This is a genomic window from Pseudomonas sp. RV120224-01b (genome assembly GCF_003208145.1).
Lineage (GTDB): Bacteria > Pseudomonadota > Gammaproteobacteria > Pseudomonadales > Pseudomonadaceae > Aquipseudomonas > Aquipseudomonas monteilii.
In genome coordinates, this window is record NZ_QKMQ01000008.1 from 207,040 (window position 1) to 232,337 (window position 25,298).

General features: G+C 62.9%; 29 protein-coding genes. 13 read left to right on the forward strand and 16 right to left on the reverse strand.

Going from position 1 to position 25,298, the window contains the following annotated elements:
- Positions 1-109: 109 nt before the first annotated feature.
- Positions 110-292 (forward strand): hypothetical protein, encoded by a 183-nt coding sequence (locus tag N436_RS14925; protein WP_016715461.1) that lies wholly within the window; start codon positions 110-112, stop codon positions 290-292.
- 46 nt (positions 293-338) lie between these two features.
- Here the strand turns inward: N436_RS14925 and N436_RS14930 are convergent, their stop codons facing one another.
- The 7 genes from N436_RS14930 to N436_RS14970 form a co-directional block, all read right to left on the reverse strand.
- A complete protein-coding gene (locus N436_RS14930) occupies positions 339-878 on the reverse strand; it encodes a DUF2058 domain-containing protein (RefSeq protein ID WP_016715460.1) in 540 nt (179 codons plus the stop codon).
- A gap of 26 nt (positions 879-904) precedes the next feature.
- Entirely contained in the window at positions 905-1,738 is an 834-nt protein-coding gene (mazG, locus tag N436_RS14935; protein ID WP_105945918.1) for a nucleoside triphosphate pyrophosphohydrolase, read from the reverse strand.
- A gap of 92 nt (positions 1,739-1,830) precedes the next feature.
- Complete coding sequence (gene relA / locus N436_RS14940) at positions 1,831-4,071, reverse strand: GTP diphosphokinase (RefSeq protein ID WP_016715458.1); 2,241 nt, start codon at positions 4,069-4,071, stop codon at positions 1,831-1,833.
- A gap of 96 nt (positions 4,072-4,167) precedes the next feature.
- Positions 4,168-5,526: a 23S rRNA (uracil(1939)-C(5))-methyltransferase RlmD gene (rlmD, locus tag N436_RS14950; RefSeq protein ID WP_110741427.1), complete on the reverse strand. Its 1,359-nt coding sequence runs from the start codon at positions 5,524-5,526 to the stop codon at positions 4,168-4,170.
- Positions 5,527-6,426 carry a cysteine synthase CysM gene (gene cysM, locus N436_RS14955; protein ID WP_110741428.1) on the reverse strand — a complete coding sequence of 300 codons (900 nt, stop codon included), beginning with the start codon at positions 6,424-6,426 and terminating at the stop codon, positions 5,527-5,529.
- A gap of 159 nt (positions 6,427-6,585) precedes the next feature.
- Complete coding sequence (locus N436_RS14965; RefSeq protein WP_105945916.1) at positions 6,586-7,977, reverse strand: sensor histidine kinase; 1,392 nt, start codon at positions 7,975-7,977, stop codon at positions 6,586-6,588.
- Positions 7,978-7,980: 3 nt separating this feature from the next.
- Positions 7,981-8,700: a response regulator transcription factor gene (locus N436_RS14970; protein ID WP_105945915.1), complete on the reverse strand. Its 720-nt coding sequence runs from the start codon at positions 8,698-8,700 to the stop codon at positions 7,981-7,983.
- 193 nt (positions 8,701-8,893) lie between these two features.
- On the opposite strand from N436_RS14970, the gene N436_RS14975 reads away from it, so the two are divergent.
- Genes N436_RS14975 through N436_RS14990 form a run of 4 tightly spaced genes read left to right on the forward strand, consistent with a single transcriptional unit; the run spans position 8,894 to position 13,542 of the window.
- On the forward strand, positions 8,894-11,647 hold the full coding sequence (locus N436_RS14975; RefSeq protein ID WP_105945914.1) for a response regulator: 2,754 nt from the start codon (positions 8,894-8,896) through the stop codon (positions 11,645-11,647).
- Positions 11,648-11,682: 35 nt separating this feature from the next.
- Positions 11,683-12,672, forward strand: a complete 990-nt coding sequence (locus N436_RS14980) for a 2-hydroxyacid dehydrogenase (protein WP_110741429.1) — start codon at positions 11,683-11,685, stop codon at positions 12,670-12,672.
- A gap of 31 nt (positions 12,673-12,703) precedes the next feature.
- Positions 12,704-13,141: a hypothetical protein gene (locus N436_RS14985; protein ID WP_060501873.1), complete on the forward strand. Its 438-nt coding sequence runs from the start codon at positions 12,704-12,706 to the stop codon at positions 13,139-13,141.
- Positions 13,138-13,542, forward strand: coding sequence for an META domain-containing protein (locus tag N436_RS14990; protein ID WP_019099308.1), 405 nt, complete (start codon positions 13,138-13,140; stop codon positions 13,540-13,542). Before N436_RS14985 ends, N436_RS14990 begins: the two co-directional genes overlap by 4 nt.
- A 115-nt stretch (positions 13,543-13,657) precedes the next feature.
- On the opposite strand, the gene N436_RS14995 is transcribed toward N436_RS14990, so the two are convergent.
- Positions 13,658-14,122, reverse strand: a complete 465-nt coding sequence (locus N436_RS14995) for a TlpA disulfide reductase family protein (RefSeq protein WP_016715449.1) — start codon at positions 14,120-14,122, stop codon at positions 13,658-13,660.
- Between the two features lie 85 nt (positions 14,123-14,207).
- Here N436_RS14995 and arsC point away from each other — a divergent pair, with 85 nt between their 5' ends.
- The 3 genes from arsC to N436_RS15010 are packed head-to-tail and all read left to right on the forward strand — an operon-like array spanning position 14,208 to position 15,569.
- Positions 14,208-14,561, forward strand: coding sequence for an arsenate reductase (glutaredoxin) (gene arsC / locus N436_RS15000; RefSeq protein WP_110741430.1), 354 nt, complete (start codon positions 14,208-14,210; stop codon positions 14,559-14,561).
- On the forward strand, positions 14,558-15,163 hold the full coding sequence (gene wrbA / locus N436_RS15005; protein ID WP_110741431.1) for an NAD(P)H:quinone oxidoreductase: 606 nt from the start codon (positions 14,558-14,560) through the stop codon (positions 15,161-15,163). The genes arsC and wrbA overlap by 4 nt, the downstream gene beginning before the upstream one ends.
- Positions 15,156-15,569 carry a DUF2069 domain-containing protein gene (locus tag N436_RS15010; RefSeq protein ID WP_110741432.1) on the forward strand — a complete coding sequence of 138 codons (414 nt, stop codon included), beginning with the start codon at positions 15,156-15,158 and terminating at the stop codon, positions 15,567-15,569. The genes wrbA and N436_RS15010 overlap by 8 nt, the downstream gene beginning before the upstream one ends.
- A gap of 102 nt (positions 15,570-15,671) precedes the next feature.
- On the opposite strand, the gene N436_RS15015 is transcribed toward N436_RS15010, so the two are convergent.
- Both N436_RS15015 and ttcA read right to left on the reverse strand, forming a co-directional pair.
- Positions 15,672-16,343 (reverse strand): DNA-3-methyladenine glycosylase I, encoded by a 672-nt coding sequence (locus tag N436_RS15015; RefSeq protein ID WP_105945909.1) that lies wholly within the window; start codon positions 16,341-16,343, stop codon positions 15,672-15,674.
- A 4-nt stretch (positions 16,344-16,347) separates the two neighbouring features.
- Positions 16,348-17,172 (reverse strand): tRNA 2-thiocytidine(32) synthetase TtcA, encoded by an 825-nt coding sequence (gene ttcA, locus N436_RS15020; RefSeq protein ID WP_016715445.1) that lies wholly within the window; start codon positions 17,170-17,172, stop codon positions 16,348-16,350.
- Between the two features lie 261 nt (positions 17,173-17,433).
- On the opposite strand from ttcA, the gene N436_RS15025 reads away from it, so the two are divergent.
- Positions 17,434-18,033 (forward strand): Yip1 family protein, encoded by a 600-nt coding sequence (locus N436_RS15025; protein WP_003252385.1) that lies wholly within the window; start codon positions 17,434-17,436, stop codon positions 18,031-18,033.
- Between the two features lie 131 nt (positions 18,034-18,164).
- Positions 18,165-18,659 (forward strand): SprT family zinc-dependent metalloprotease, encoded by a 495-nt coding sequence (locus N436_RS15030; protein WP_060501886.1) that lies wholly within the window; start codon positions 18,165-18,167, stop codon positions 18,657-18,659.
- A gap of 59 nt (positions 18,660-18,718) precedes the next feature.
- Here N436_RS15030 and fpr read toward each other — a convergent pair whose 3' ends face one another.
- Positions 18,719-19,498, reverse strand: a complete 780-nt coding sequence (gene fpr, locus N436_RS15035) for a ferredoxin-NADP reductase (protein ID WP_016501130.1) — start codon at positions 19,496-19,498, stop codon at positions 18,719-18,721.
- A gap of 118 nt (positions 19,499-19,616) precedes the next feature.
- Between fpr and finR the strand changes: the two genes are divergently transcribed.
- Positions 19,617-20,543 (forward strand): LysR family transcriptional regulator FinR, encoded by a 927-nt coding sequence (gene finR, locus N436_RS15040; RefSeq protein WP_016715443.1) that lies wholly within the window; start codon positions 19,617-19,619, stop codon positions 20,541-20,543.
- Here the strand turns inward: finR and N436_RS15045 are convergent.
- The 3 genes from N436_RS15045 to N436_RS15055 form a co-directional block, all read right to left on the reverse strand.
- Entirely contained in the window at positions 20,540-20,905 is a 366-nt protein-coding gene (locus tag N436_RS15045) for a diacylglycerol kinase (protein WP_010952700.1), read from the reverse strand. The two genes, finR and N436_RS15045, sit on opposite strands and share 4 nt — an antisense overlap.
- Before the next feature lie 73 nt (positions 20,906-20,978).
- Entirely contained in the window at positions 20,979-21,629 is a 651-nt protein-coding gene (gene erdR, locus N436_RS15050; protein ID WP_016715442.1) for a response regulator transcription factor ErdR, read from the reverse strand.
- 179 nt (positions 21,630-21,808) lie between these two features.
- Entirely contained in the window at positions 21,809-22,519 is a 711-nt protein-coding gene (locus N436_RS15055; RefSeq protein WP_016715441.1) for a tRNA-uridine aminocarboxypropyltransferase, read from the reverse strand.
- A 217-nt stretch (positions 22,520-22,736) separates the two neighbouring features.
- Between N436_RS15055 and N436_RS15060 the strand changes: the two genes are divergently transcribed.
- Entirely contained in the window at positions 22,737-23,156 is a 420-nt protein-coding gene (locus N436_RS15060) for a quorum-sensing-regulated virulence factor family protein (RefSeq protein WP_110741433.1), read from the forward strand.
- A gap of 15 nt (positions 23,157-23,171) precedes the next feature.
- Here the strand turns inward: N436_RS15060 and N436_RS15065 are convergent, their stop codons facing one another.
- A complete protein-coding gene (locus N436_RS15065; RefSeq protein WP_110741434.1) occupies positions 23,172-23,381 on the reverse strand; it encodes a hypothetical protein in 210 nt (69 codons plus the stop codon).
- Positions 23,382-23,541: 160 nt separating this feature from the next.
- Between N436_RS15065 and N436_RS15070 the strand changes: the two genes are divergently transcribed.
- A complete protein-coding gene (locus N436_RS15070; protein WP_110741435.1) occupies positions 23,542-24,660 on the forward strand; it encodes an LOG family protein in 1,119 nt (372 codons plus the stop codon).
- A gap of 150 nt (positions 24,661-24,810) precedes the next feature.
- On the opposite strand, the gene recX is transcribed toward N436_RS15070, so the two are convergent.
- Positions 24,811-25,281, reverse strand: a complete 471-nt coding sequence (gene recX, locus N436_RS15075; protein ID WP_016715436.1) for a recombination regulator RecX — start codon at positions 25,279-25,281, stop codon at positions 24,811-24,813.
- Positions 25,282-25,298: the final 17 nt, after the last annotated feature.

Below are 25,298 nucleotides of genomic sequence, written 5' to 3' on the forward strand. Positions count from 1 at the left end.
TTCATGAAACTTGTTTCATGCCCGTTTTATTTACTTAGCCTGCTAACAAACTCTATAAAGAGGGTGTGCGACACACTGTCGCAGCCAACTGAAGAAGTGGAGTTTACCGATGACTGTCCAAGTAACCGAACGCGACGAATCGAAAATGTCCCACGAAAGCCTGGCCGCCGGCATGCGGATCTGGGATGTGCACCAACAAGGCCAACTGGTGGGGATGTTCCACAACGAACACGAAGCGCACCAGTACCGCGTAGAGCTGGAAGACCTGGAAAACCAGCGCACCACGCAATGACCCAGCCTTCAAATAAAAAACCCCGCCAAGGCGGGGTTTTTCGTGTTTACCACATCAGATCATCAGGGATCTTGTAGGCGGCGTACGGGTCATCTTCGTCCGCTTCCTCGACATGGGTATTGAGCAGCAGGATACGGCCAGGGTCGCGCTCCTGGATCTTCACTGCCGCTTCGCGAGGGATAACCTCGTAGCCACCGGCATGAGAAACCACGGCCAACGCGCCGTTACTCAGCTTGGTGCGCATCAAGGCATTGACGGCAATGCGCTTGACCTTCTTGTCATCGACGAAGTTGTAGTAATCCTCGGTGCTCAGCTTGGGCAGGCGCGTGGCTTCGATCAGTTGCTTGATCTGGGCGGCACGGGCCTTCTGCTCGGCCTTTTCCTGCTGCTGGCGATTCAGCTCCTGGTCACGCTTGACCTTTTCGGCCATGGCTTCCTTGGCCATGCGCTGCTGGCTGTCGTCGACTTCGACCTGGCCTTTGTGCTCCATGCGCTTCTGTTTCTTTTCAGCTTTGTTGGTCTGCGAGACCTGTTTCTGGTTGACCAGACCGGCTTTGAGCAATTGGTCGCGAAGGGAAAGGCTCATGAATGTTCACTCACTTATGCAACAGCTCAGCCGCAGCTGGGCAGGTTCTTTTCCTGACGCTTGGCCTCACCCCAAAGGGCGTCCAGTTCGTCAAGGTTACAATCTTCAATGGGGCGACCACTGTCGCGCAATGCCTGTTCGATAAAGCGGAAACGTCGCTCGAACTTGCGGTTGGCGCGGCGCAGGGCGTTTTCCGGGTCATGCTTGAGGTGGCGGGCCAGGTTGACGGTGGCGAACAGCAGGTCGCCCACTTCATCTTCGAGGGCATCGGCATCGCCGTCGGCCATGGCCTGCAACACCTCGTCCAGTTCTTCGCGCACCTTGTCCAGCACCGGCAATGCCGACGGCCAGTCGAAACCGACCGTGGCCGCGCGCTTTTGCAGTTTGGCTGCCCGTGACAGGGCCGGCAAGGCTGACGGCACGTCATCGAGCAGCGACAATTGCTCGGGCGTGCTTTTCTCGGCGCGCTCCTCGGCCTTGATCTCCTCCCAACGCGACTTGACCTGGGCCTCGCTCAGGCTGGGGGTATCCAGCGGCGCATAAAGCTCGCCGGTAGGGAATACATGCGGGTGGCGACGAATCAGCTTGCGGGTGATGCTGTCGACCACGCCATCGAACTCGAAACGCCCCTCCTCCTGGGCCAGCTGGCTGTAGTAGACCACCTGGAACAGCAAGTCGCCCAGCTCACCTTGCAGGTGCTCGAAATCACCGCGCTCGATGGTGTCGGCGACTTCGTAGGCCTCTTCGATGGTGTGCGAGACGATGCTCGCGTAGTTCTGCTTGAGGTCCCATGGGCAACCGTACTGCGGGTCGCGCAGGCGGGCCATGAGGTGCAGCAGGTCTTCGAGGGTGTAGGTCATGTAGGCAGGTCCTTCGGTGGAGCCCTCTTCGCGGGCAAGCCCGCTCCTACAAGGGTAGGAGCGGGTTTACCCGCGAAGCAGGCGCCGCAGTCTCAAGGGGTACGATTACGCCGCGTCTCGATGATGTTCGGCAACTGCGAGATCCGCCCCAGCAGGCGCCCCAGCGCGTCCAGGCCCGGAATCTCGATGGTCAGCGACATCAGCGCGGTGTTGTCTTCCTTGTTCGAGCGGGTATTCACCGCCAGCACGTTGATTTTCTCGTTCAGCAGCACCTGCGAAACATCGCGCAGCAGGCCCGGGCGGTCGTAGGCACGAATGACGATATCGACCGGGTAGGTCTGCACCGGGATCGGCCCCCAGCTCACCTGGATCATGCGCTCCGGCTCCTTGCCCGCCAGCTGCAGCACCGAGGCGCAGTCCTGGCGGTGGATGCTCACGCCACGGCCTTGAGTGATGTAGCCGACAATGGCATCGCCCGGCAGCGGCTGGCAGCAGCCGGCCATCTGCGTCAGCAGGTTGCCGACCCCCTGGATCTGGATATCGCCACGCTTGCCAGTACGCGGGCCGGTAGGCTTGCGCGGCACCAGCTCGATCTGCTCGATACGCTCGGGTTCCAGCAACTGCTGGGCAGCATTGACCAGATGGGCCAGGCGTAGGTCGCCCGCCCCCAGCGAGGCGAACATGTCCTCGGCGGTCTTGACGTTGGTTTTCTCGGCCAGGCGCTCGAAGTCGACCTGCGGCAGGCCCAGGCGGCTGAGTTCACGTTCGAGCAAGGTCTTGCCAGCGGCGACGTTCTGGTCGCGCGCCTGCAGCTTGAACCAGTGCACGATCTTGGCCCGCGCCCGCGAGGTGGTGACATAGCCCAGGTTGGAGTTCAACCAGTCGCGGCTGGGGTTACCGTGCTTGCTGGTGATGATCTCGACCTGCTCGCCGGTCTGCAGGCTGTAGTTCAGCGGCACGATACGGCCGTTGATCTTGGCGCCACGGCAGTTGTGGCCGATCTCGGTGTGCACGCGGTAGGCGAAGTCCAGCGGCGTGGCCCCCTTGGGCAGGTCGATGGCATGGCCGTCCGGGGTGAACACGTAAACCCGGTCCGGCTCGATGTCGACGCGCAGCTGCTCGGCCAGGCCACCGATGTCGCCCAGCTCTTCGTGCCACTCCAGCACCTGGCGCAGCCAGGAGATCTTCTCTTCGTAGTGGTTGGAGCTCGGCTTGACGTCGGTGCCCTTGTAGCGCCAGTGGGCGCATACGCCAAGCTCGGCTTCTTCGTGCATGCCGTGGGTACGGATCTGCACTTCCAGCACCTTGCCCTCGGGGCCGATCACCGCCGTGTGCAGCGAGCGATAGCCGTTCTCCTTGGGGTTGGCGATGTAGTCGTCGAACTCTTTGGGGATGTGCCGCCACAGCGTGTGCACAATGCCCAGCGCGGTGTAGCAGTCGCGGATTTCCGGCACCAGCACGCGCACCGCACGCACGTCGTAGATCTGGCTGAATTCCAGGCCTTTGCGCTGCATCTTGCGCCAGATCGAATAGATGTGTTTCGCCCGACCGCTGATATCGGCCTTCACGCCCGTGGCCAGCAGCTCGTTCTGCAACTGGTTCATCACGTCGCTGATGAAGCGCTCGCGGTCCAGCCGGCGCTCGTGCAGCAGTTTGGCGATCTGCTTGTACTGGTCGGGTTCGAGGTAGCGGAAAGACAGGTCTTCCAGCTCCCACTTGATGTGGCCGATACCCAGGCGGTGCGCCAGCGGCGCATAGATGTCGAACACCTCGCGCGCGACACGCAGGCGTTTCTCGTCGTCAGCAGCCTTGACTGCACGGATCGCGCAGGTGCGCTCGGCCAGCTTGATCAGGGCCACGCGCACGTCGTCGACCATGGCCACGAGCATCTTGCGCAGGTTCTCGACCTGCGCCTGCGAGCCCAGCACCAGCGACTGCCGTGGGCTGAGGCTGGCACTGATGGCAGCCATGCGCAGCACGCCGTCGATCAGCTTCGACACCACCGGGCCAAAACGCTGGCTGACTTCAGCCAGGGTGACCTTGCCTTCGCGCACCGAGCGGTAGATGACCGCTGCCACCAGGGAGTCCTGGTCGAGCTTGAGGTCGGCGAGGATTTCGGCGATCTCCAGCCCCGCCTGGAAGCTGGACGTACCGTCCGCCCAGGAATGCTTGGCCGGGTTGCCCTTTTTCTCGACCTCATGGGCAAACTCGCAGGCCTCTTTGAGCGCTGCGCGATCCAGTGCCGAATCGACGCTTACCACATGGTCCAACCATGCTTCGAGATTGATACTGCCGTCGGTGTTGACCGGCTGGTGCACTCTCACCTGTACCATCTTTGTTTTACCTTTCCATACAGCGCACCACGCGGGTGCGCTGGCGATCACCGTGCGGCTGCCATTCCATGGAAGCCGCACCAAGGGGCCAGTCTGCTAGCCCGCTTCGAATAACGCCATGGCCTCGACATGCGCCGTTTGAGGAAACATGTCGAGAATCCCGGCCCTTTTTAACCGGTACCCCTGGCCGACCAGCACCTGGGCGTCTCGCGCCAGCGTGGCCGGGTTGCACGATACGTAGACCAGCCGTTTGGCCTGGAGGCGTGCGATGCCTTGCACCACCTCGAAAGCACCGTCGCGCGGTGGATCCAAGAGTACCGCAGAAAAGCCCTCGGCGGCCCATCCGGTGCCTGCCAAAGGCTGCGATAAATCGGCCTGAAAAAACCGTGCGTTATGCACATTGTTGTTTCGGGCATTGGCCGCGGCCCGATCGACCATGGCCTGTACACCTTCCACAGCCACCACTTCGCGCGCCTGGCGGGCCAGCGGCAGGGCGAAGTTGCCCAAGCCGCAGAACAGGTCCAGCACACGTTCGTCGGCCTGCGGTGCGAGCCAGGCCAGGGCCTGCTCGATCATCGCCGTGTTGACCTGGGCATTCACCTGTACGAAGTCGCCCGGGCGCCAGGCCAGTTCCAGCTGCCACGGTGCCAGGGCAAAGCCCAGTTGTGCGGCAGCGTCCACCGGCGCGGGTTCACCTTCACCCTGCAACCACAGCTGGGCATTGGCCTGCTCGCAAAACGCCTGCAGTTTCGCCAGGTCTTCTGCCGGCAGCGGCGCGACATGCCGCACCAGCACCGCCTCGGAGGTACCACTGAACAGCTCCACGTGGCCCAGCGCCTGCGGTTTGCTCAACGAACGCAGCACCGTCGGCAAGTGGCGCAGAATCGACTGCAAAGGCTGTACCAGCACCGCGCAATCGTCGATGGCGATGATGGCCTGGCTGGCTTCGGCACGGAAGCCGACCTCCAGCTGACGCGCCTTGACGTCCCAGCGCACGGCCACGCGGGCACGGCGTCGGTAGCCAAATTCCGGCCCGCTCAGCGGTGCGGCCCACTCCTCGGGCTGCACGCCAGCCACTCGCTGCAGCTGTTCGGCCAGCGTGCGCTGTTTGAGCGCCAGCTGCGCTTCGTGCGGCAGGTGCTGCAGGTTGCAGCCTCCGCAGCGGTCGTAATAGCGGCACGGCGCCTCGCGGCGCTCGGGGCTGGCCTGTAGCAGGCGCTCCAGGCGGGCCTCGACCACTTTGCCACGGGCATTGAGCACGCGCGCCTCCACGGCCTCACCGGCCAGGGCGCCACTGACGAACCAGGTGCGCCCGTCAAGGAAGGCAATGCCACGGCCGTCACCGGCCAGGCGCTCGATATCCAGGCGCTGCTTCTTGCCCACGGGGACCTGGGGGCTACGGTTGCCGCCGGCCGGCTGGAAGCGCAGGCCGCTGTTGCTTTTTTTCTTGGACATTTAGCTCGGGTCGAACAGGCCGGTGGACAGGTAACGGTCGCCGCGGTCGCAGATGATCGCGACCATCACGGCATTTTCCACCTCGCGGGACAGGCGCAGCATGGCTGCGACCGCACCACCGGAAGACACGCCGCAGAAAATGCCCTCTTCACGGGCAAGGCGGCGGGTGGTGTCTTCGGCTTCCTGCTGCGACATGTCGAACACGCGGTCTACGCGGGTGGCGTCGAAAATTTTCGGCAGGTATTCCTCGGGCCAGCGGCGAATGCCTGGAATGGCCGAGCCTTCCATGGGCTGCAGGCCGATGATCTGCACCGCCGGATTCTGCTCCTTGAGGTACTGCGAGCAGCCCATGATGGTGCCGGTGGTGCCCATGGAGCTGACGAAATGGGTAATGGTGCCTTGGGTCTGCTGCCAGATTTCCGGGCCAGTGCTGTTGTAGTGGGCGATCGGGTTGTCGCCGTTGGCGAACTGGTCGAGCACCAGGCCGCGGCCTTCGGCCTGCAGCTTCTCGGCCAGGTCGCGGGCACCTTCCATGCCCTCTTCCTTGGTCACCAGAATCAGCTCGGCGCCGTAGGCGGTCATCGCGGCCTTACGCTCGGCGGTGGAGTTGTCGGGCATGATCAGGATCATCTTGTAACCCTTGATTGCCGCCGCCATCGCCAGGGCGATGCCGGTGTTGCCGGAGGTGGCTTCGATCAAGGTGTCGCCGGGCTTGATCTGGCCACGCAGCTCGGCGCGGGTAATCATCGACAGCGCAGGGCGGTCCTTCACCGAGCCGGCAGGATTGTTACCTTCGAGCTTGAGCAGGAGGGTGTTGCTGGTTTCGCCAGCAATGCGCTGCAGGCGAACCAGTGGCGTATTGCCGACGCAATCGGCGATGGTTGGGTACTGCAAGGTCATGGCGTATTTCACAATCCGGACGGCAGGGGCGCCTATCATACCGGCAAACCCTTCGCGGCCATATCACGCAATCCGTGGTCGATATAGCTACAAGCTATAACGTTAGCCTGTGCCGGCCTCTTCGCGGGCATGCCCGCTCCCACAGCGATCGCGCTGTATTCAAGATAAATGCGGTACCTGTGGGAGCGGGCGTGCCCGCGAAGAGGCCGGCACATGTAACGGCAACCTCATGCACAACCGCAGCCCATGCTTGCCATTCTCCGCCCACAAAGTGCCGCCCTGGCGCTGGATGGCACTGCGGGCAATGCTCAGGCCCAAGCCAAAACCACCATCCCCCGGCCGCGAACCGTCCAGCCGCGAGAACGGTGCAAAGATCCGTTCCAGGTCCTCTTCGGCCACACCACCGCCTTCATCCTCCAGCCACAACCACCAGTAACTGCCTTCGCGCTGCCCACCCAGGCGCACCACACCCTCGGCCGGCGAGTGACGAATGGCATTGCGCAACATGTTTTCCAGTGCCTGGGCCAAGTGGTTGAGGTTGCCCTGCACCCAGCAGTCGGCCGGCACTTCACAGCGCAAGCGTTCAAGCGACCAACCGCTCTCGTAGCTGGCATTTTCGGCCAGCAGCTCCCACAACGCATGGACTTCGATCGGCTCCAGGTTCATCGGCGCACGTTCGGCGTCCTGCCAGGCCAACTGCAGGGTGTCTTCTACCAGTTGCTGCATGCCGTCCACTTCACGGGTCAGGCGCTCGCGCAGGCGTTGCAAGTCGGTTTCACCGTCACAGGCCACCCGCAGCCGGCTCAGCGGCGTGCGCATTTCATGCGACAAGTCGCGCAACAACTGCTGCTGCATGGCCACCGTGCCCTGCAGCCGCTCGGCCATCTGGTCGAAGGCGCGGGCCAGCTCGCCCAGCTCGTCATGCCGGGCGATGGTGCGCGAATCCAGGCGTGCCGACAGCTGGTCGGCACGCCAGGCATTGGCCTGTTCGCGCAGCTGGTTCAGGGGCACGATCAACATGCGGTACAGCCCCACGCACAGCAGCAAGGTGAACAGGCCGGGGATGATGCCGTTGGTGACGATGCGCCACAGCAAGCGGTACTGGTCCGGATTGAACCGCTGCGGCAGTTCGATCACCAGCATGCCCTGCTCCGGCGCCGACGGGAACGGTACACGCACCCAAGGCTGGTCGACGCTGCGACGGCTCATAGGCCAATCAACCCCGCGCAGGCGCGTCAGCCGCTGCATGATCTGCGGGTTGAGGGTGGCACTGTCGAGGGGCCGCAGGTTGATATCCAGCACACCCACCCAGCCCCTTTCACGCTGGTGCATCGCCGCCACCCACTGGTCCAGCCCCGCCCGCCCACCGCTACGCCAGGCTTGCTCGGCCTCGGCGGCATAGCCGCGCAGCGTTTGCCGCGCCGGCTCAGAGAGGAAAGCATTCTGGATTTCCATGTGCCGGCCCCAGGTATAACTGAGGCCAATCATCAGCAGGCAGAAGCCCACCAGCAGGATGGCCAGCTTCCAGAACAGCGAATGGCGGTCAAGCATGGCTCACTCCGCCTCGGTGGCGCTGAGCACGTAGCCCTTGCCCCACACGGTGCGGATCTGCCGCTCGTCATAACCGATGCCCTTGAGCTTGCGGCGTATCTGGCTGACATGCATGTCCAGGCTGCGGTCATGCCGCGAATAGCCGCGTTGCAACACCTGCTGGTAAAGGAATGGCTTGCTCAGAACGTCATCGAGGTTACGGTTGAGGATGTCGAGCAGGCGGAACTCGCTGGGCGTAAGGCCTGCCAGGCGGCCATCCAGCCGCACATCGCACAGCCCCTCGTCAAACTGCAGTTCACCGCCGCCGGCCTGGTCCTGCGGCGCCTGATGACGCCGCTCAAGGGCCACCCGACGCAGGATGGCCTCGATGCGCACCTGCAGCTCGGCCATGCTGAACGGTTTGGGCAGGTAGTCATCGGCCCCACGCTGGAAACCACTGATACGGTCGGCCTCGGCACCCAGCGCCGACATCAGGATCACTGGCGTGGCGCTGCGCTTGCGCAACTGTGCCAGCGCCTCAAGGCCATTGAGCCCGGGCAACAGGATGTCCATCAGCACCACATCGAACACCTGACGCCCTGCCGTCTCCAGGCCCTCCAGGCCATTGCGGCACCAGGTCACCTGAAAGCCGCCGCGTTGCAGTTCTTCGTGCAGGTAGGCACCGAGCACCGGATCATCCTCGATGGCGAGGATATTGGAGTTGTGAATAGCTACAGGATTCATTGGCAACTGCCATGCATTCTCAATTGCGCAATTATTGAGCATCCACCGCCTGCCAGGCAACCGCCCTGCGACCAATGCACCGGCAATGGCGCAAAACACGTACTAAAGAGGTGCAATGGTGCCGCAGGCGGAGTAACTTCGCGGCTTGGCCGTCACCACTTGATGGCATCCAGGCACATCACAGGAGGCGAGTGTGCTCGATCGCTTGGGAATCCGCAGCCGGGTCCTGCTGCTGGCACTGCTGCCGGCCGGCCTGATGGCCCTGGTGCTGGGCAGTTACTTCACCTGGCTGCAACAGAATGACCTGCGCACCCAGCTGTTGCAGCGCGGCAAGATGATAGCCGAACAACTGGCGCCACTGGCCGCCCCCGCCATGGCCCGGCTCGCGCCAGCGCAACTGGAGCGTATCGCCGCGCAAACCCTGGAGCAGTCCGACGTACGGGCCGTCGCCTTCCTGGCCCCGGACCGCACACGCCTGGCCCACGCCGGCCCGAGCATGCTCAACCAGCCCCCCAGCGGCGGCACGGGCACCCAACTGCTGCAACGCAGCGGCAATGACGCCACCCGCTACCTGATGCCCGTGTTCGGCCACCACCGTGATCTGGCCACCGATGCCGTACCGGCCGAGGCCGAGCGCCTGCTGGGATGGGTCGAGATCGAGCTGTCGCACGACGGCACTCTCCTGCGCGGTTATCGCAACCTGTTCACCAGCCTGTTACTGATCCTCGCCTGCCTGGCCCTCAGCGGCCTGCTGGCGCTGCGCATGAGCCGCACCATCAACGGCCCCATCGAGCGCATCAAGCACGCGGTCAACCAGCTCAAGGACGGCCACCTGGAAGAACGCCTGCCAACCATGGGCAGCCATGAGCTGGACGAGCTGGCACGCGGCATCAACCGCATGGCCGAAACCCTGCAAAATGCCCATGAAGAACTGCAGCACAGCATCGACCAGGCCACCGAAGACGTGCGCCAGAACCTCGAAACCATCGAGATCCAGAACATCGAGCTGGACATGGCGCGCAAGGAGGCGCTTGAGGCCAGCCGCATCAAATCGGAGTTCCTGGCCAACATGAGCCACGAGATCCGCACCCCGCTCAATGGCATTCTGGGGTTTACCCACCTGCTGCAAAAAAGCGAAATGACGCCGCGCCAGCTGGACTACCTGAGCACCATCGAGAAATCCGCCGACAATTTGCTCGGGATCATCAACGAGATCCTCGATTTCTCCAAGATCGAGGCCGGCAAACTGGTGCTCGACAGCATCCCGTTCAACCTGCGTGACCTGGTTCAGGACACGCTAACCATCCTGGCACCGGCCGCCCACGCCAAGCAGCTGGAATTGCTCAGCCTGATCTATCGCGACACGCCCGCTTCGTTGATCGGCGACCCGCTGCGGCTCAAGCAGATCCTGACCAACCTGGTCAGCAACGCCATCAAGTTCACCCGCGAAGGCACCATCGTCGTACGCGCCATGCTCGAAGACGAGCACGAAGACAGCGCACAACTGCGCATCAGCGTGCAGGACACCGGTATCGGCCTGTCGCCGCAGGATGTACGTACACTGTTCCAGGCCTTCAGCCAGGCCGACAACTCACTGGCCCGCCAACCCGGCGGCACCGGCCTGGGGCTGGTGATTTCCAAGCGCCTGATCGAGCAGATGGGCGGTGAAATCGGCGTCGACAGCACCCCGGGCGAAGGGTCGCAGTTCTGGATCAGCCTCAACCTGCCCAAAGCCCACGACGATGTCGAGGCGTTTGCGCTACAGCCGCTGCTAGGCCGCCGCGCCGCCATCGTCGACGGCCACGAGCTGGCCCGTCAGGCGCTGGAACACCAACTGGAAGACTGTGGCCTCAGCGTCAGCCTGTTCACCTCCTACGACCAGTTGCTGCAGGCGGTGCAAGCTGCCAGCCAGGCCGGCCAGCCGTTCGAGTTCGCCGTACTCGGGGCCAACCTGGGCAACCTGTCGCCCGAGCAACTGGGCCGCTACCACCAGCAGCTTGAGCGCTACCACTGCCAATGCGTGGTACTGTGCCCGACCACCGAGCAAGCCCTTTACCACCCGTTCCTGCCCAATGGTCATGGCCAGTTGCTGTCCAAGCCGACCTGCACCCGCAAACTGCGTCGTCTGCTGCTGGAGCTGGTGCAACCACGCCGCCCGCTGGGCGAAGCGAACAGCATCAACGGCCAGCGGCAGCCGAAAATCCTGTGCGTCGACGACAATGCCGCCAACTTGCTGTTGGTGCAGACACTGCTAGAGGACCTTGGCGCCGAAGTGCTGGCCGTAGACAACGGTTATGCCGCGGTGAAGGCCGTACAGGACGAGCCGTTCGACCTGATACTGATGGACGTGCAGATGCCCGGCATGGATGGCCGCGCCTGCACAGAGCAGATTCGGCTTTGGGAAAATACCCAAAGCGGCAACCCGTTGCCGATCGTTGCCCTTACCGCCCACGCCATGGCCAATGAAAAACGCGCATTGCTGCACGGCGGCATGGACGACTACCTGACCAAGCCTATCAGCGAGCGGCAACTGGCCCAGGTGGTGATGAAATGGACGGGCCTGAGCCTGGGCACACCGCAGCAGGCGCAAACCGAGCTGTTGGCCAACAGCGATGAACTCAAGGTACTCGACCCCGAAGAAGGCTTGCGCCTGGCGGCTGGCAAGGCGGACCTGGCAGCCGACATGCTGAGCATGCTGCTGGCCTCGCTGGAGGCAGACCGCGAAGCCATTCGTGCAGCCCGCGAGGCAGACGACCGCAATGGCCTGATCGAGCAGGTACACCGCCTGAACGGCGCCTCGCGCTATTGCGGTGTGCCGCAGTTGCGCGCGGCCTGCCAGCGCAGCGAGACCTTGCTCAAACAGGAAAATCCGCAGGCACAGCAGGCGCTGGATGAGCTGGACGGTGCGATCAGCCGGCTGGCGGCGCAGGCCAGATTGAGCGCTTGAACAGAGCGGTCGAGTTTTGAATGAGGAGCCCCACCATGCGCGCCCTGTTGTTCAGCAGCCAGCACTACGATCAGGAAAGCTTCACCCGGGCCGCCAGTGGCAGCACCCTGGAGCTGCATTTCCAGCCTGCCCGCCTGACGCTAGACACCGCCGCCCTGGCCAGCGGCTACGAAGTCGTCTGTGCCTTCATCAATGACGAACTCGACGCCCCGGTGCTGCAGCGCCTGGCCGCCGGTGGCACACGCCTGATCGCCCTGCGTTCGGCCGGCTACAACCACGTCGACCTCGCTGCGGCCCAGCGGCTTGGCCTTGCCGTGGTGCGTGTGCCGGCCTACTCGCCACACGCCGTGGCCGAGCACGCCGTGGCGTTGATCCTGGCCCTCAACCGGCGCCTGCACCGGGCCTACAACCGCACCCGCGAAGGTGATTTCACCCTGCACGGGCTCACCGGCTTCGACCTGCACGGCAAAACCGTCGGTGTGGTCGGCACCGGCCAGATCGGCGCGGCCTTTGCCAGCATCATGGCCGGTTTCGGCTGCCAACTGCTGGCCTACGACCCCTACCCCAACCCGGAACTGCTGGCCCTCGGTGCACGCTACCTGACCATGCCCGAGTTGCTGCGCGAAGCCCGCATCATCAGCCTGCACTGCCCGCTGACCGAGCACACCCGTCACTTGATCAATGCACAAAGCCTGGCCCAGCTACAACCCGGTGCCATGCTCATAAACACGGGCCGTGGCGCGCTGGTCGACACCCCGGCACTGATCGATGCGCTGAAAAGCGGCCAACTCGGCTACCTGGGCCTGGATGTCTACGAAGAAGAAGCCCAGCTGTTCTTCGAAGACCGCTCCGACCTGCCCCTGCAGGACGATGTGCTGGCGCGCCTGCTGACCTTCCCCAACGTGATCATCACGGCTCACCAGGCCTTCCTCACCCGCGAGGCGCTGGATGCCATCGCTGCGACCACGCTGGACAACATCAACCGCTGGGCGGCGGGCAATCCACAGAATCTGGTGATGGGTTAATGCTAGGATACGCGGCATTTCTGGAGGACCCATGGTCGAGCACGATTTCCGCTACACCCTTTTCAACCCGCAACACACCCTGATCGAGTGCCGCGCACTGGTGCCAGGCCGCTACCAGGTCACTGGCAACGGCGGCTCGATGCACAAAGGCGACACCCTGCTGGTCACCCTCAAAGGCAGCAAGGACCTGTCCATGCGCCTGACCGTGGAAAGCGTGCGCCACCTGATCAACCCGCGCGGCCAGTGGGTTGCCGTGGCCAGCGGCCCGGTGTTCAACGAGCTGGAAATCCTCACCTGGCAGGTCGAGTGCGACAGCTGCGATGCCGTGCTGGACTTCGAGTTTGCCGTGGACGCCAAGCTGGGCAAACAAGCCCGCCAACCCGCTGCCAGCGCGCGCATTGCCGAACTGGGCTGGGCCAGCCGTGGCGACAAACACCTGTGCCCGCGTTGCCAGGAGAGCGCCGAGTGAAAAATCTGCTGACCGGCGTGCTGATTGCCACCGGCCTGCTCGGCTGCGCCGCAGAACCTTCGAAGCTGCAGCAGGAACGCAGCTATGTGCTGGAATGGATTGGCGAACGCCCGCTGATCGACTACAGCCACCTCACCCTAACCCTGGCCAGTGACGGCCGCGCCTATGGCAATGGCGGTTGCAACCACTGGTTTGCGCCGTACACGCTGGACGGTGAGCACCTGAGCTTCGGCAAGGTCGGCAAGACCCGCAAGCTGTGCGCGCCAGCGTTGATGGAGCAGGAAAAGCGCTTCTTGCAGGCACTGGAAACGGTGCAGCGCTGGGATGTGTCGCCGGTGGAGCAGATGCGCTTCTGGCCAGCCGAGGGTAAACCGCTGCGGTTCTGGCCTGAGGAAGGCTGATAATCATTGGGGCCGCTTTGCGGCCCTTCGCGGGCACGCCCGCTCCCACAGTTTTCCCACTCCACCTGTGGGAGCGGGCGTGCCCGCGAAGGGCTGCAAAGCAGCCCCAAATGTATCAAGCGCCTTTCAGGGCCTTGATCTTGGCTTGCAAGCCTTCCAGGGTCTGCTCGCCCAGCAACTGCTCACGCACCTTGCCCTTGTCATCGATGATGTAGGTCACCGGCAGCGCTTCGCTGCGCGGCAGGTCATAACGCTCGGCCGGGTCCTGGGCCAGCACGGTAAAACCGATGCCCAGGGTTTCAGCGGCCTGTTTCAGGTCCTGACCCTGCAAGCCATCGAAATTCACCCCCACCACCTTGATGCCATCGGCCGCCCACTGCTTGGCCGCCGCGTTCAGTTCAGGGATTTCGGTACGGCACGGCCCGCACCATTCAGCCCAGTAGTTGAGCACCAGCCAGTGCCCGTCGATCTGTTCGGCCTTAACCGTATTACCGTGTTGGTCCACGCCATAATCGGCACCGCAACCACCGAGCAACAGGCTCGCGGTGATGGCCAGTACTGCTGCCAGACGCCTTGCCATGGGTCAATCCTTCTCGAGTTTTAAAGCAAATTGGTCAGTCGCTGCGGTTAGAATAGCCGCCACACCCTGCTGGATGCGACCCGACATGACCGACCTCACGCTCTATCATAACCCGCGCTGCTCGAAATCCCGCGGCGCGCTGGAACTGCTCGAAGCCCGCGGCCTGGCGCCAACCATCGTGCGCTACCTGGAAACCCCGCCCGACGCCGCCACCCTCAAGGCCCTGCTCGCCAAACTGGGTATCACACCCCGCCAACTGCTGCGCACAGGTGAAGACGCGTACAAGGACCTGAACCTGGCTGACCCGGCTTTGACCGATGCACAACTGATCGACGCGATGACCCAGCACCCCAAGCTGATCGAACGCCCGATCCTGGTCGCCGGTGACAAGGCCGTGGTCGGTCGCCCACCGGAAAAAGTGCTGGAGATCCTGCCGTGAGCGCCCCGTACATCCTGGTGCTGTATTACAGCCGCCATGGTTCGACCAGCGAAATGGCCCGGCATATCGCTCGCGGCATCGAACTGGCCGGCATGGAGGCGCGCCTGCGCACGGTGCCTGCGATCTCCACCGAATGCGAAGCCATCGCGCCGGATATTCCGGCCAGTGGCGCGCTGTACGCGACCCTGGACGACCTGCGCCACTGCGCCGGCCTGGTGCTGGGCAGCCCGACCCGTTTCGGCAACATGGCAGCGCCGCTGAAGTACTTCCTGGACGGCACCAGCAGCCTGTGGCTGGGTGGCGAACTGGTCGGCAAGCCGGCTGGCGTGTTCACCTCCACCGCCAGCCTGCACGGCGGCCAGGAAACCACCCTGCTGTCGATGATGCTGCCGTTGATGCACCACGGCATGCTGGTGATGGGCCTGCCCTACAGCGAATCGGCCTTGCTGGAAACCCGCGGCGGCGGCACCCCTTACGGCGCCAGCCACCATGCCGGTGCCGATGGCAAGCGCGAGCTCGACCAACACGAGATCACCCTGTGCCGCGCCCTTGGCCAACGCCTGGCGACCACCGCCAAGGCCCTGGAGGCCGCGCGTGGCTAAAAAGCCCAAGGTGTTGCCGCCACTGGAGTGGCTGGCACCGCGCCTGCGCCTGACACGGGCGTTGAGCCTGGCGTTCTTCTTCGGCCTGATCGCTTTGCTGGTGGTGAACAACCTTTGGTTCGCCAACCTGCATGGCGCACGGGTCGAGGTGATCCTGGCGATCGAACTGGTGCCGCTGCTGTTGCTGCTGCCGGGCATGCTGACAGGCAGCGCCCGGGCACATGCCTGGACCTGCTTCGTGGTGAACATCTATTTCATCAAGGGCGTGCTGGCGGCGTTCGACCCGGCGCGGGCGGTGTTTGGCTGGGTTGAAGTGCTGGTGAGCCTCGGGTTGTTCATTGCAGGGCTGCTGTATGTGCGCTGGAAGTTCCAGCATGAGCGGCGTATGGCAGGAGAAGGGCGTTAGTTTCTTCGCGGGCTTGCCCGCTCCCACAGGATTTGCATCGTCATTGAAACCGGTGCATTACCTCTGGGAGCGGGCAAGCCCGCGAATGGGGCGACACAAATCTCAATGGTTGACGGTATGCGCCAGCATTACCGACAACTGGCACAGTGGCCGCCCGCTCTCGGCATGCCACTGGTTGAACGCGTGCTGCACCAACGCCAGGTCACGCTGACTGGTCGGTTGCTTGTCGATCACCTTCTGCGCAATCAGCGCCGCCGCCATGTCATCGGTGGGGATGAAGGTATCCTTGCCGACCATGCGCAGGAAGCGCGGCGCCGACAACCCGCCCAACTGATTGCCATGCTTGGCCAGGTACTTCCATAACCCGACAATGTCGGTCACCGGCCAATCGGCGATGAACGCACCAAAGCTGCCGTTTTCTTTGGCGATATCAAGCACCATCTGCGCATTGCGCGGCACGCTCTTGAGCTTGCCCATATGACGGATGATGCGCTCATCCTGCATCAGCCGCTCCAGGTGCTCGGCGCCCATCAGCACCACCTTCTCCGGGTCGAAACCGAAGAACACCTGCTCGAACGCCGGCCACTTGGCGTCCACCAGGCTGTGCTTGAGCCCAGCGCGGAACACACGCAAGGCCAGGGTCGACAGGTAGCGGTCATCACTGATGCCCCGCAGCTGCGCCGGCGTGCGCGGCTGCGGCAGGAATGCCTCCAGCGCCTGGGCCGAGCCAAAGCGGTTCAGGCAGTACTCATGCAGCCACTGGTAATCGCGCATAGGCTCAGATGTTCACCACGTCGAGGAAGCGCGGGGTAGCGTTTTCGTCGATCTTCAGGCTGGTGAAGTCGAACAGGTTGCGGTCGGCCAGTTGCGACGGTGCCACGTTCTGCAGGGCGCGGAAAATGCTCTCGGTACGGCCCGGGTGCTTGCGCTCCCACTCCACCAGCATGTCCTTGACCACCTGGCGCTGCAGGTTTTCCTGCGAGCCGCACAGGTTGCACGGGATGATCGGGAATTCCTTCATGTCCGAGTAAGCCTGGATGTCCTTCTCGCTGCAGTAGGCCAACGGGCGGATCACCACGTTGCGGCCATCATCGGCGCGCAGCTTCGGCGGCATGCCCTTGAGCGCACCGTTGAAAAACATGTTGAGGAAGAAGGTTTCGACGATATCGTCGCGGTGGTGCCCCAGGGCCATCTTGGTCGCGCCGATTTCATCGGCAAAGGTGTACAGGGTGCCACGGCGCAAGCGCGAGCACAGCGAGCAGGTGGTCTTGCCCTCGGGTACCAGCTCCTTGACCACCGAGTAGGTGTCCTTCTCGACGATGTGGTACTCGACGCCCAGCTCCTTGAGGTAGGCCGGCAGCACGTGCTCGGGGAAGCCGGGCTGCTTCTGGTCCATGTTCACCGCAACGATCTCGAACTTGATCGGTGCCACCTTCTGCAGGTGCAACAGAACGTCGAGCATGGTGTAGCTGTCCTTGCCGCCAGACAGGCAGACCATGACCTTGTCGCCATCCTCGATCATGTTGTAGTCGGTGATGGCTTCGCCGGCGAGACGACGCAGGCGTTTTTGCAGTTTGTTCTGGTTGACCGAGAGGGTGCCCATAGCGCTTGAATCCGCGAGGTGTGACAAAAGGCGGCTATTTTACGCACAAACGCGGCGCCACTGTAGGCATTCCGATAAAGACTTCGTTGTAATCAACAGTGCGCCTGACAGCGCAATTTGCTCTAAAAAGCACGGTTTATGCCGGCAACAGCTTCCTATACTGCGACATAAGGCCACATTACCGCTTGCATCGGTGTTCGGGCCTCGGGCCGCTTGCGCTCCATCTGGGGGGCGTTTGGCAACATTGAGAGGAGTGACGGCATGATTCATCACGTTGTGGGGCTGTTTACCCATCCCGACCAGGAATGGCGGGAAATCCGTGGCGAAGAAGAAACCATCAGCCACATGTACCTGACGCACACCCTTATCCTGGCGGCGATTCCCGCCGTTTCGGCGTTCATCGGCACCACCCAGGTCGGCTGGGTGATCGGCGACCGGCCAGCCGTGATGCTGACCATGGAAAGCGCCATCTGGATGAGCATCATGTCGTACCTGGCAATGCTCGCCGGGGTAGCGGTAATGGGCGCATTCATCCACTGGATGGCCCGCACCTACGATGCCAACCCGTCCATGGCGCAGTGCATCGCCTTTGCCACCTACACCGCCACCCCTTTGTTCATCGGCGGCCTGGCAGCGCTCTACCCGCACTTGTGGCTGGGCATGCTGATCGGCACGGCCGCCATCTGCTACACGGTGTACCTGCTGTATGTCGGCTTACCGACGTTCATGAACATACCGTCCGACGAAGGCTTCCTGTTCTCAAGCTCCGTGCTGGCGGTGGGCCTTGTGGTACTGGTGGCGATCATGGCTGCCACGGTGATTATCTGGGGACTGGGCGTGGGGCCCGTCTACACCAACTAGAACAGATTCAACCAACACTGGGGCATCAACCAGGGGCCGCCGCAAGGTGGCCTCTGGCTGTGCGCTGACCGGTGGCTCGGCACCCCCGCTGCAGTTGCGGCATAATGCCCGGTCAGGAGAACCACCCCGCCATGCCCGAGCTGCTCAGACAACGCGTCGAAACCTGTTACCAGCAAGCCGAAACCTTCTTCAAACGCCCCTTCCCGCGCCCGGAAGTCAGCTTCAAGCTGCGCGGGCAAAAAGCCGGGGTTGCCCACCTGCACGAGAACCTGCTGCGTTTCAACCTGCAGCTCTACCGCGAAAACCAGGAAGACTTCCTGCGCCAGACCGTGGCCCATGAAGTGGCACACCTGGTGGCCCACCAGCTGTTCGGCGACCGCATCCAGGCCCATGGCGAGGAGTGGCAGCTGATCATGCGCGGGGTGTACGAGCTGCCGCCCAACCGGTGCCACAACTACGAAGTGCAACGGCGCGCGGTCACCCGCTACATTTACCGTTGCCCGTGCCCGCAGGGTGACTTCCCGTTTACGGCGCAGCGGCACAAACTGGTGCGCCAGGGGCGGCGGTACCTGTGCAAGCGGTGCCGGGGGATTCTGGTGTACAGCGGCGAGACGCGCGTCGAATAGATTGTGTTCAGGCATAAGAAAGGCGACCCAAGGGTCGCCTTCTTGTACCAGCCTGCGCCTTACTTCTCGACGAAGGCACGCTCGATCAGGTAGTCACCCGGCTCGCGCATGCGGGCGGAGACCTTCAGGCCGAAGCTGTCCAGCACTTCGCTGGTCTCGTCGAGCATGCTCGGGCTGCCGCAGATCATCGCACGGTCGTCCTGCGGGTTGATCGGTGGCAGGCCGATGTCGCTGAACAGCTTGCCGCTGCGCATCAGGTCGGTCAGACGGCCCTGGTTCTCGAACGGCTCACGGGTCACGGTCGGGTAGTAGATCAGCTTGTCGCGAACCGACTCACCGAAGAACTCGTTCTGCGGCAGGTGCTCGGTGATGAACTCGCGGTAGGCCACTTCGTTCACGTAACGCACGCCATGCACCAGGATCACTTTTTCGAAGCGCTCGTAGGTTTCCGGGTCCTGGATGACGCTCATGAACGGCGCCAGGCCAGTGCCGGTGCTCAGCAGGTACAGGTGCTTGCCCGGATTCAGGTCATCGAGTACCAGGGTACCGGTAGGCTTCTTGCTGATGATGATCTCGTCGCCTTCCTTCAGGTGTTGCAGCTGCGAGGTCAGCGGGCCGTCCGGCACCTTGATGCTGAAGAACTCCAGGTGCTCTTCCCAGTTCGGCGAAGCGATGGAATAGGCACGCATGAGCGGACGGCCGCTTTCCTGCTGCAAGCCGATCATCACGAACTGACCGTTCTCGAAGCGCAGGCCCGGGTCGCGGGTGCACTTGAAGCTGAACAGGGTGTCGTTCCAGTGGTGCACACTGAGGACACGTTCGTGGTTCATGTTGCTCATCGATGGGGCTCCTGAAGAAAAACGCGGCGCGCAAAACGCGCAGTTGCGCGATAGTTTAGGGGCAGCGACAATATCTGTTAACTGGATTATCAAGATATGTGTTATCGGTTATATCGATATGCGATTCACACTTCGTCAACTGCAGGTCTTCGTCGCCGTCGCCCAGCATCAAAGCGTCTCTCGGGCCGCTAGCCTGCTGGCGTTGTCGCAGTCGGCCGCCAGCACTTCAATTACCGAACTGGAGCGGCAATCGAGCTGCCAGTTGTTCGACCGTGCCGGCAAGCGACTGGCCCTCAACGCCTTGGGCCATCAGCTGCTACCGCAGGCGGTGGCCCTGCTCGACCAGGCCAAGGAAATCGAAGACCTGCTCAATGGCAAGTCCGGTTTCGGCTCGCTGGCGGTCGGCGCCACACTGACCATCGGCAACTACCTGGCCACCCTGCTGATCGGCAGCTTCATGCAGACCCACCCGGAAAGCCAGGTGAAGCTGCATGTACAGAACACTGCGCATATCGTGCAACAGGTGGCGCACTACGAAATTGATCTGGGTCTAATCGAAGGTGACTGCAACCACCCGGACCTGGAAGTGCAGCCCTGGGTGGAGGACGAACTGGTGGTGTTCTGCGCGCCGCAGCATCCGCTGGCCACGCTGGGCCGCGCCGATATCGAAAGCTTGTCGCAAGAAGCGTGGATACTGCGCGAGCAAGGCTCAGGCACGCGCCTGACCTTCGACCAGGCCATGCGCCATCACCGCGCCAACCTCAATATCCGCCTGGAGCTGGAACACACCGAAGCCATCAAGCGCGCCGTCGAGTCGGGCCTGGGCATTGGCTGCATTTCACGCCTGGCGCTGCGGGATGCCTTCCGCCGAGGCAGCCTGGTAGCGGTCGAAACCCCCGAGCTGGACCTGATGCGCCAGTTCTACTTCATCTGGCACAAACAAAAATACCAGACCTCGGCCATGCGTGAGTTTCTGGAACTTTGCCGCAGCTTCACCGCGGGCTTTACCCGCAGTGATGAAATCGTACTGCCGCCAATCGCTTAAAGCAGGATCACGCCCCACACCAGCGCGACCATGGTCAGAGCCACCAGCTGTGCGGCGCTGCCCATGTCCTTGGCGTTTTTCGACAGGGGGTGACGCTCCAGCGAGATGCGGTCGATGGCCGCTTCCACTGCCGAGTTGAACAGCTCGACGATCAAGCCCAACAGGCACACCGCGATCATGATCGCCCGTTCCGCACGGCTGACCGGCAACCAGAAGGCGATCGGGATCAGCAGCACGTTGAGCAGTACCAGCTGGCGGAACGCAGCCTCCCCCTTGAAGGCGGCGCGCAGGCCGTCCAGCGAGTAGCCGGCGGCGTTGAAGATGCGTTTGAGGCCGGTCTGGCCCTTGAATGGCGATGTCATGTGAGTCACTTCACAACGGAAAGGCCAGCAGACTAGACCGGCACGGGTCAAAAAAGCGTGAAGCCACGCGCAGTCAGTTGCTGGCAACCGATTCAAGTTGTTGCAGCAGCAGCGCAGCCTGGGTGCGGGTGCGCACGCCCAGCTTGCGGAAGATCGCGGTCACGTGGGCCTTGATGGTTGCCTCCGACACGTTCAGCTCATAGGCGATCTGCTTGTTCAACAAGCCTTCACAGACCATGGTCAGTACGCGGAACTGCTGCGGCGTAAGGCTGGCCAGGCCTTCGCTGGCGGCTTTGGCCTCAGCCGACACATCCACCTTTTCGAACGCCTGCGGCGGCCACCAGACCTCGCCATCGAGCACCTTGCGCACGGCATCCTGGATGACTTCCAGGGTGCTGGACTTGGGAATGAAGCCACTGGCGCCAAACTCGCGGGACTTGACCACCACGGCAGCCTCCTCCTGCGCCGATACCATCACCACGGGAATCTGCGGGTATTGCCCGCGCAACAGCACCAGCCCGGAAAAACCGTAAGCACCCGGCATGTTCAAGTCCAGCAGCACCAGGTCCCAGTCGGCTTTTTCGCTCAGACGGGTTTCCAGTTCGGCAATGCTCGCGACTTCGACCAGGCGTACATCCGGGCCCAGGCCGAGGGTAACGGCCTGGCGCAGGGCGCCACGGAACAGTGGGTGGTCATCGGCAATCAGGATTTCGTAAGTGGCCATCGATCTAAGGATCCTGTTCTGTGCCAGGCGCTCGAGGGTAAGGGAAGCGTCCGGCGGGGAATCGGCGCCAAGGATGCCGAGCACGGTCAAGGGTGGTCAAGCCGATCGCCCTGCCGTCTCGCCCACCCTGGCTGCCAGCTCCGTCATTATGAACCAAAGCAGGGGTTGTGCCCCTTGGACTATAGGAAGGTATGCAAACGCTGGTGGGTGTCGTCCTGCTCGTCCAGCGGCAGGCGCCGCTTGCCGCTCAGGTAATGCAGGCTGAACACATCCAGGTAGGCATCCAGTGCCTGCGAGGCCTGGCTGTCGCCGGCCAGGTCCAGGCACATGGCGGCCACCTCTGCCGTGCAGAAGTGATCGTCACGCTTGGAACGCCGCAGGCGGTAACGCGACATCTGCTCGGCCTGCAGGCTCAACACCGGGAAGCGGTCCAGGTACGGGCTTTTGCGGAACATCTTGCGCGCCTCGGTCCAGGTGGCATCCAGCAGGATGAACAACGGGCGCTTGCCCGGCTCGCGCACCACCTCGCTGACCACCCGCTGTTCAGCCACGAACTCGCCCGGGAAGACGATATAAGGCTGCCAGCGCGGGTCGTCGAGCAGGGCCAGCAAACGCTCGTCCACCGAGGTGCGCAGCCAGCCAAAAGCGGAGGTGTCTTCGATCAGGTCGGCAATCAGCCAGCCGGTGTTGGTAGGCTTCAACGGCTCGGTGTCATGCATCAGCAGGCACACGCCGGAGTCAGCCTGTACACGGGGTTTCCAGGCACACAGGCAATGGGTGGCAATCACCCGGCAATCCGGGCAACGCTCTGCACGCGAACCACGGGCGATGAATGGCTTGTTGCTGCGGGCCAGGCGTTCGGCGCGCAGGCGCGCTACCGCATGGCTCATGCCGGCAGGCCTCTGGTCGATTTGGAAATGGGCACAAGGATGACTCGGAGAACACAAGGGCGCCAGTCTACCAGAACAGGGGGCAATTGCTGTGCAGGCTGCAAGGCGGTCTTTATAATCGGGCCTTTACCGTGCCCGGATCTTGCCTTGCGCGATTTCACGGAACACCGTCGACCCGCGCATGTCAAAGCGCCAGTCATCGAACCAGGAGAGATTCATGCTGCGCCTTATCGCCCCCGCCCTGAGCCTGTTGCTCGCCCTGCCGTTGGCAGCACAGGCGGCATCCAAGCAGGACTACGACCTTAACAGGATGCTGCAGAAGGTTGCCAAAGAAAGCAGCGTCGGCACCCCGCGCGCCATCAACGAGGACATCCTCGACCAGGGTTACACCGTAGAGGGCAAGGCGCTGGTCAACCACCTGAGCGTGCGCCAGAGCCACGCCGAGCGCATGCAGGCCAACCCCGAGCAGGTACGCAGCCAGCTGGGCGACAGCGTTTGCCGCAACAGCGGGTTCCGTAACCTGATGTCCAAGGGTGCGGTCATGGTCTACCGTTTCACGGTCTACAAGACCAACCAGCCAATCATGGATCAGGCCTTCGACAGTGCCAGCTGCGTGGCCGGCAACAAGAAGAAGTAACCACCGCGTATCACGCTACACCTGCTCCTTCTCGCGGGCGCACCAGCGCCCTTCGGCGGCATCGGCGCGCATCTCGGCCAACAACGCCTGCAGGTAGCGCGACTGGCACTCCAGCCCCTCCAACCTGCGGCGGCACTCGGCCTCGAGGCTCAGGTGATGCACCTGGGCCGCGCTCTCCAGCAGCCGGTAGAGCTGCCCGTCCACTTCGATGATCAAGCGACGCATACCGCCACCTCCTGCATCGACACGTTTCGCTTTCCCAGTTAACCAAACCCATGCCGCCAATGGGTGCATGCCGACAGGCGGCGCTGCCAAACAACCCGGCACGATCGGGCGCGACGGTCTAGATTGAGGTCATAGGCATTGGTGCAGAAGGAGACGTTGCATGCCTTACCAATCGAATGAACTGCTGTTCAGCCACTTCCGCGACAACAACATCGACCTGAGCAACATCGACGCACAACTGCAACTGGTAGCACCCGACAGCCCCAACTTGCCGCTGTACCGCGACATGATGCTGACCATCCTGCGCATGGCTCATGACGACAGCGACCGCTGGAGCGCCAAGATCACCTTGCAAGCCCTGCGCGAACTGGACCAGTCGTTCCGCACCCTGCAGCGCTACAAGGGTCGGCGCAAGGTGACCGTGTTCGGTTCGGCACGTACCCCGCTGGAACACCCGATGTATGCCTTGGCCCGCGAACTGGGCGCCACCCTGGCACGCTCCGATCTGATGGTCATTACCGGAGCGGGTGGCGGCATCATGGCGGCCGCCCACGAAGGCGCCGGCAGCGAGCACAGCCTGGGGTTCAACATCACCCTGCCCTTCGAACAACATGCCAACCCCACGGTGGGCGGTACCGACAAGCTGTTACCGTTCCACTTTTTCTTCATCCGCAAGCTGTTTTTTGTCAAAGAGGCTGATGCCCTGGTGCTGTGCCCTGGCGGTTTCGGCACCCTGGATGAAGCGCTGGAGGTTCTGACCCTGATCCAGACCGGCAAAAGCCCATTGGTGCCGGTGGTGCTGCTGGACTCGCCTGGCGGCAGCTTCTGGCGAGACTGCCTGGACTTCATCAGCCGCCAGCTGGAAGAAAACCGCTACATCCTGCCCAGCGATCTGAAGCTGGTGCGCCTGGTGCACAGTGCCGACGAGGCAGTGGAGGAAATCAACCAGTTCTACAGCAACTACCACTCCAGCCGCTGGCTGAAGAGCCAGTTCGTAATCCGCATGCACCACCCGCTCAGCGAAGCAGCGCTGTATGACATCCAGGAAGGTTTTGCCGACTTGCGCCTGAGTGGCAAGTATCACCAGCAGCCAGACAGTGGCGCCGAGCATGAGGTGGGTAATTTCAGCCACCTGACCCGCCTGTCGTTCGCCTTCAATGGCCGGGATCAGGGCCGGCTGCGCGAGCTGGTGGATTTCATCAACCTGCCGGAAAACTGGGCCAAGCCGCAGCCGATGCATACCACGCAGCGGGCCAGGGAGGCGTTGAAAGTGACTTGATAACGCGTCGTTTGGGGCCGCTTTGCGCCCCATCGCCGGCAAGCCAGCTCCCACAGGGATCGCGCAATGCTGAAGACCTGCGCAGTACTTGTGGGAGCTGGCTTGCCGGCGATGGGCTGCGCAGCAGCCCCAATAGCGCTAACTGACCGATCAGTAATCGTCGAGATCACGCCCACTGAGCAGGCGACCGATCAAATCCATGGGGAAGCCCCGGTAAGCGAGAAACCGGGTCTGCTGGGCACGGCTGCGCGGGTCTTGCGGGCGCTGCCCGGCGAACTTGCGCTGCCACACATCACGCATGCGCTCTGCCCAATCCACCTCGCTCTCGCGTAGCGCCTGCTCGATATCAGCACGCGCCAAACCACGCTGCCCAAGCTCTTCGCGAATACGCGCAGGGCCATAGCCAGAGCCGGAACGGTAGCGGATAAAGCTTTCAAGGTAGCGGGCTTCACTCAGCAGCCCTTCTTCGGCGAGCCGATCGAGCTCAGGCTCGATCAACTCATCCGAAGCGCCGCGCTGACGCAGCTTGCGCGTCAGCTCGACGCGACCATGCTCACGTCGCGCGAGCAGGTCCATGGCTGTCCGCCGAATGGCGACAGGGGTGTCGAGTACGGCGGACATGTTCAGCTATCTACCGC

What these genes read in the sequence shown, in the direction of transcription:
- N436_RS14980 (WP_110741429.1), top strand. Translation starts at nt 11,683, where the DNA reads ATGCGCGCCCTGTTGTTCAGCAGCCAGCACTACGATCAGGAAAGCTTC.
- N436_RS14965 (WP_105945916.1), bottom strand. Translation starts at nt 7,977, where the DNA reads ATGCTTGACCGCCATTCGCTGTTCTGGAAGCTGGCCATCCTGCTGGTG.
- arsC (WP_110741430.1), top strand. Translation starts at nt 14,208, where the DNA reads ATGACCGACCTCACGCTCTATCATAACCCGCGCTGCTCGAAATCCCGC.
- N436_RS15060 (WP_110741433.1), top strand. Translation starts at nt 22,737, where the DNA reads ATGCTGCGCCTTATCGCCCCCGCCCTGAGCCTGTTGCTCGCCCTGCCG.
- relA (WP_016715458.1), bottom strand. Translation starts at nt 4,071, where the DNA reads ATGGTACAGGTGAGAGTGCACCAGCCGGTCAACACCGACGGCAGTATC.
- N436_RS15025 (WP_003252385.1), top strand. Translation starts at nt 17,434, where the DNA reads ATGATTCATCACGTTGTGGGGCTGTTTACCCATCCCGACCAGGAATGG.
- finR (WP_016715443.1), top strand. Translation starts at nt 19,617, where the DNA reads ATGCGATTCACACTTCGTCAACTGCAGGTCTTCGTCGCCGTCGCCCAG.
- N436_RS15015 (WP_105945909.1), bottom strand. Translation starts at nt 16,343, where the DNA reads ATGCGCGATTACCAGTGGCTGCATGAGTACTGCCTGAACCGCTTTGGC.
- N436_RS15070 (WP_110741435.1), top strand. Translation starts at nt 23,542, where the DNA reads ATGCCTTACCAATCGAATGAACTGCTGTTCAGCCACTTCCGCGACAAC.
- cysM (WP_110741428.1), bottom strand. Translation starts at nt 6,426, where the DNA reads ATGACCTTGCAGTACCCAACCATCGCCGATTGCGTCGGCAATACGCCA.
- ttcA (WP_016715445.1), bottom strand. Translation starts at nt 17,172, where the DNA reads ATGGGCACCCTCTCGGTCAACCAGAACAAACTGCAAAAACGCCTGCGT.
- recX (WP_016715436.1), bottom strand. Translation starts at nt 25,281, where the DNA reads ATGTCCGCCGTACTCGACACCCCTGTCGCCATTCGGCGGACAGCCATG.
- N436_RS15045 (WP_010952700.1), bottom strand. Translation starts at nt 20,905, where the DNA reads ATGACATCGCCATTCAAGGGCCAGACCGGCCTCAAACGCATCTTCAAC.
- N436_RS14925 (WP_016715461.1), top strand. Translation starts at nt 110, where the DNA reads ATGACTGTCCAAGTAACCGAACGCGACGAATCGAAAATGTCCCACGAA.
- N436_RS14970 (WP_105945915.1), bottom strand. Translation starts at nt 8,700, where the DNA reads ATGAATCCTGTAGCTATTCACAACTCCAATATCCTCGCCATCGAGGAT.
- N436_RS14930 (WP_016715460.1), bottom strand. Translation starts at nt 878, where the DNA reads ATGAGCCTTTCCCTTCGCGACCAATTGCTCAAAGCCGGTCTGGTCAAC.
- rlmD (WP_110741427.1), bottom strand. Translation starts at nt 5,526, where the DNA reads ATGTCCAAGAAAAAAAGCAACAGCGGCCTGCGCTTCCAGCCGGCCGGC.
- N436_RS15055 (WP_016715441.1), bottom strand. Translation starts at nt 22,519, where the DNA reads ATGAGCCATGCGGTAGCGCGCCTGCGCGCCGAACGCCTGGCCCGCAGC.
- N436_RS14985 (WP_060501873.1), top strand. Translation starts at nt 12,704, where the DNA reads ATGGTCGAGCACGATTTCCGCTACACCCTTTTCAACCCGCAACACACC.
- N436_RS15030 (WP_060501886.1), top strand. Translation starts at nt 18,165, where the DNA reads ATGCCCGAGCTGCTCAGACAACGCGTCGAAACCTGTTACCAGCAAGCC.
- mazG (WP_105945918.1), bottom strand. Translation starts at nt 1,738, where the DNA reads ATGACCTACACCCTCGAAGACCTGCTGCACCTCATGGCCCGCCTGCGC.
- erdR (WP_016715442.1), bottom strand. Translation starts at nt 21,629, where the DNA reads ATGGCCACTTACGAAATCCTGATTGCCGATGACCACCCACTGTTCCGT.
- N436_RS14995 (WP_016715449.1), bottom strand. Translation starts at nt 14,122, where the DNA reads ATGGCAAGGCGTCTGGCAGCAGTACTGGCCATCACCGCGAGCCTGTTG.
- N436_RS15065 (WP_110741434.1), bottom strand. Translation starts at nt 23,381, where the DNA reads ATGCGTCGCTTGATCATCGAAGTGGACGGGCAGCTCTACCGGCTGCTG.
- fpr (WP_016501130.1), bottom strand. Translation starts at nt 19,498, where the DNA reads ATGAGCAACATGAACCACGAACGTGTCCTCAGTGTGCACCACTGGAAC.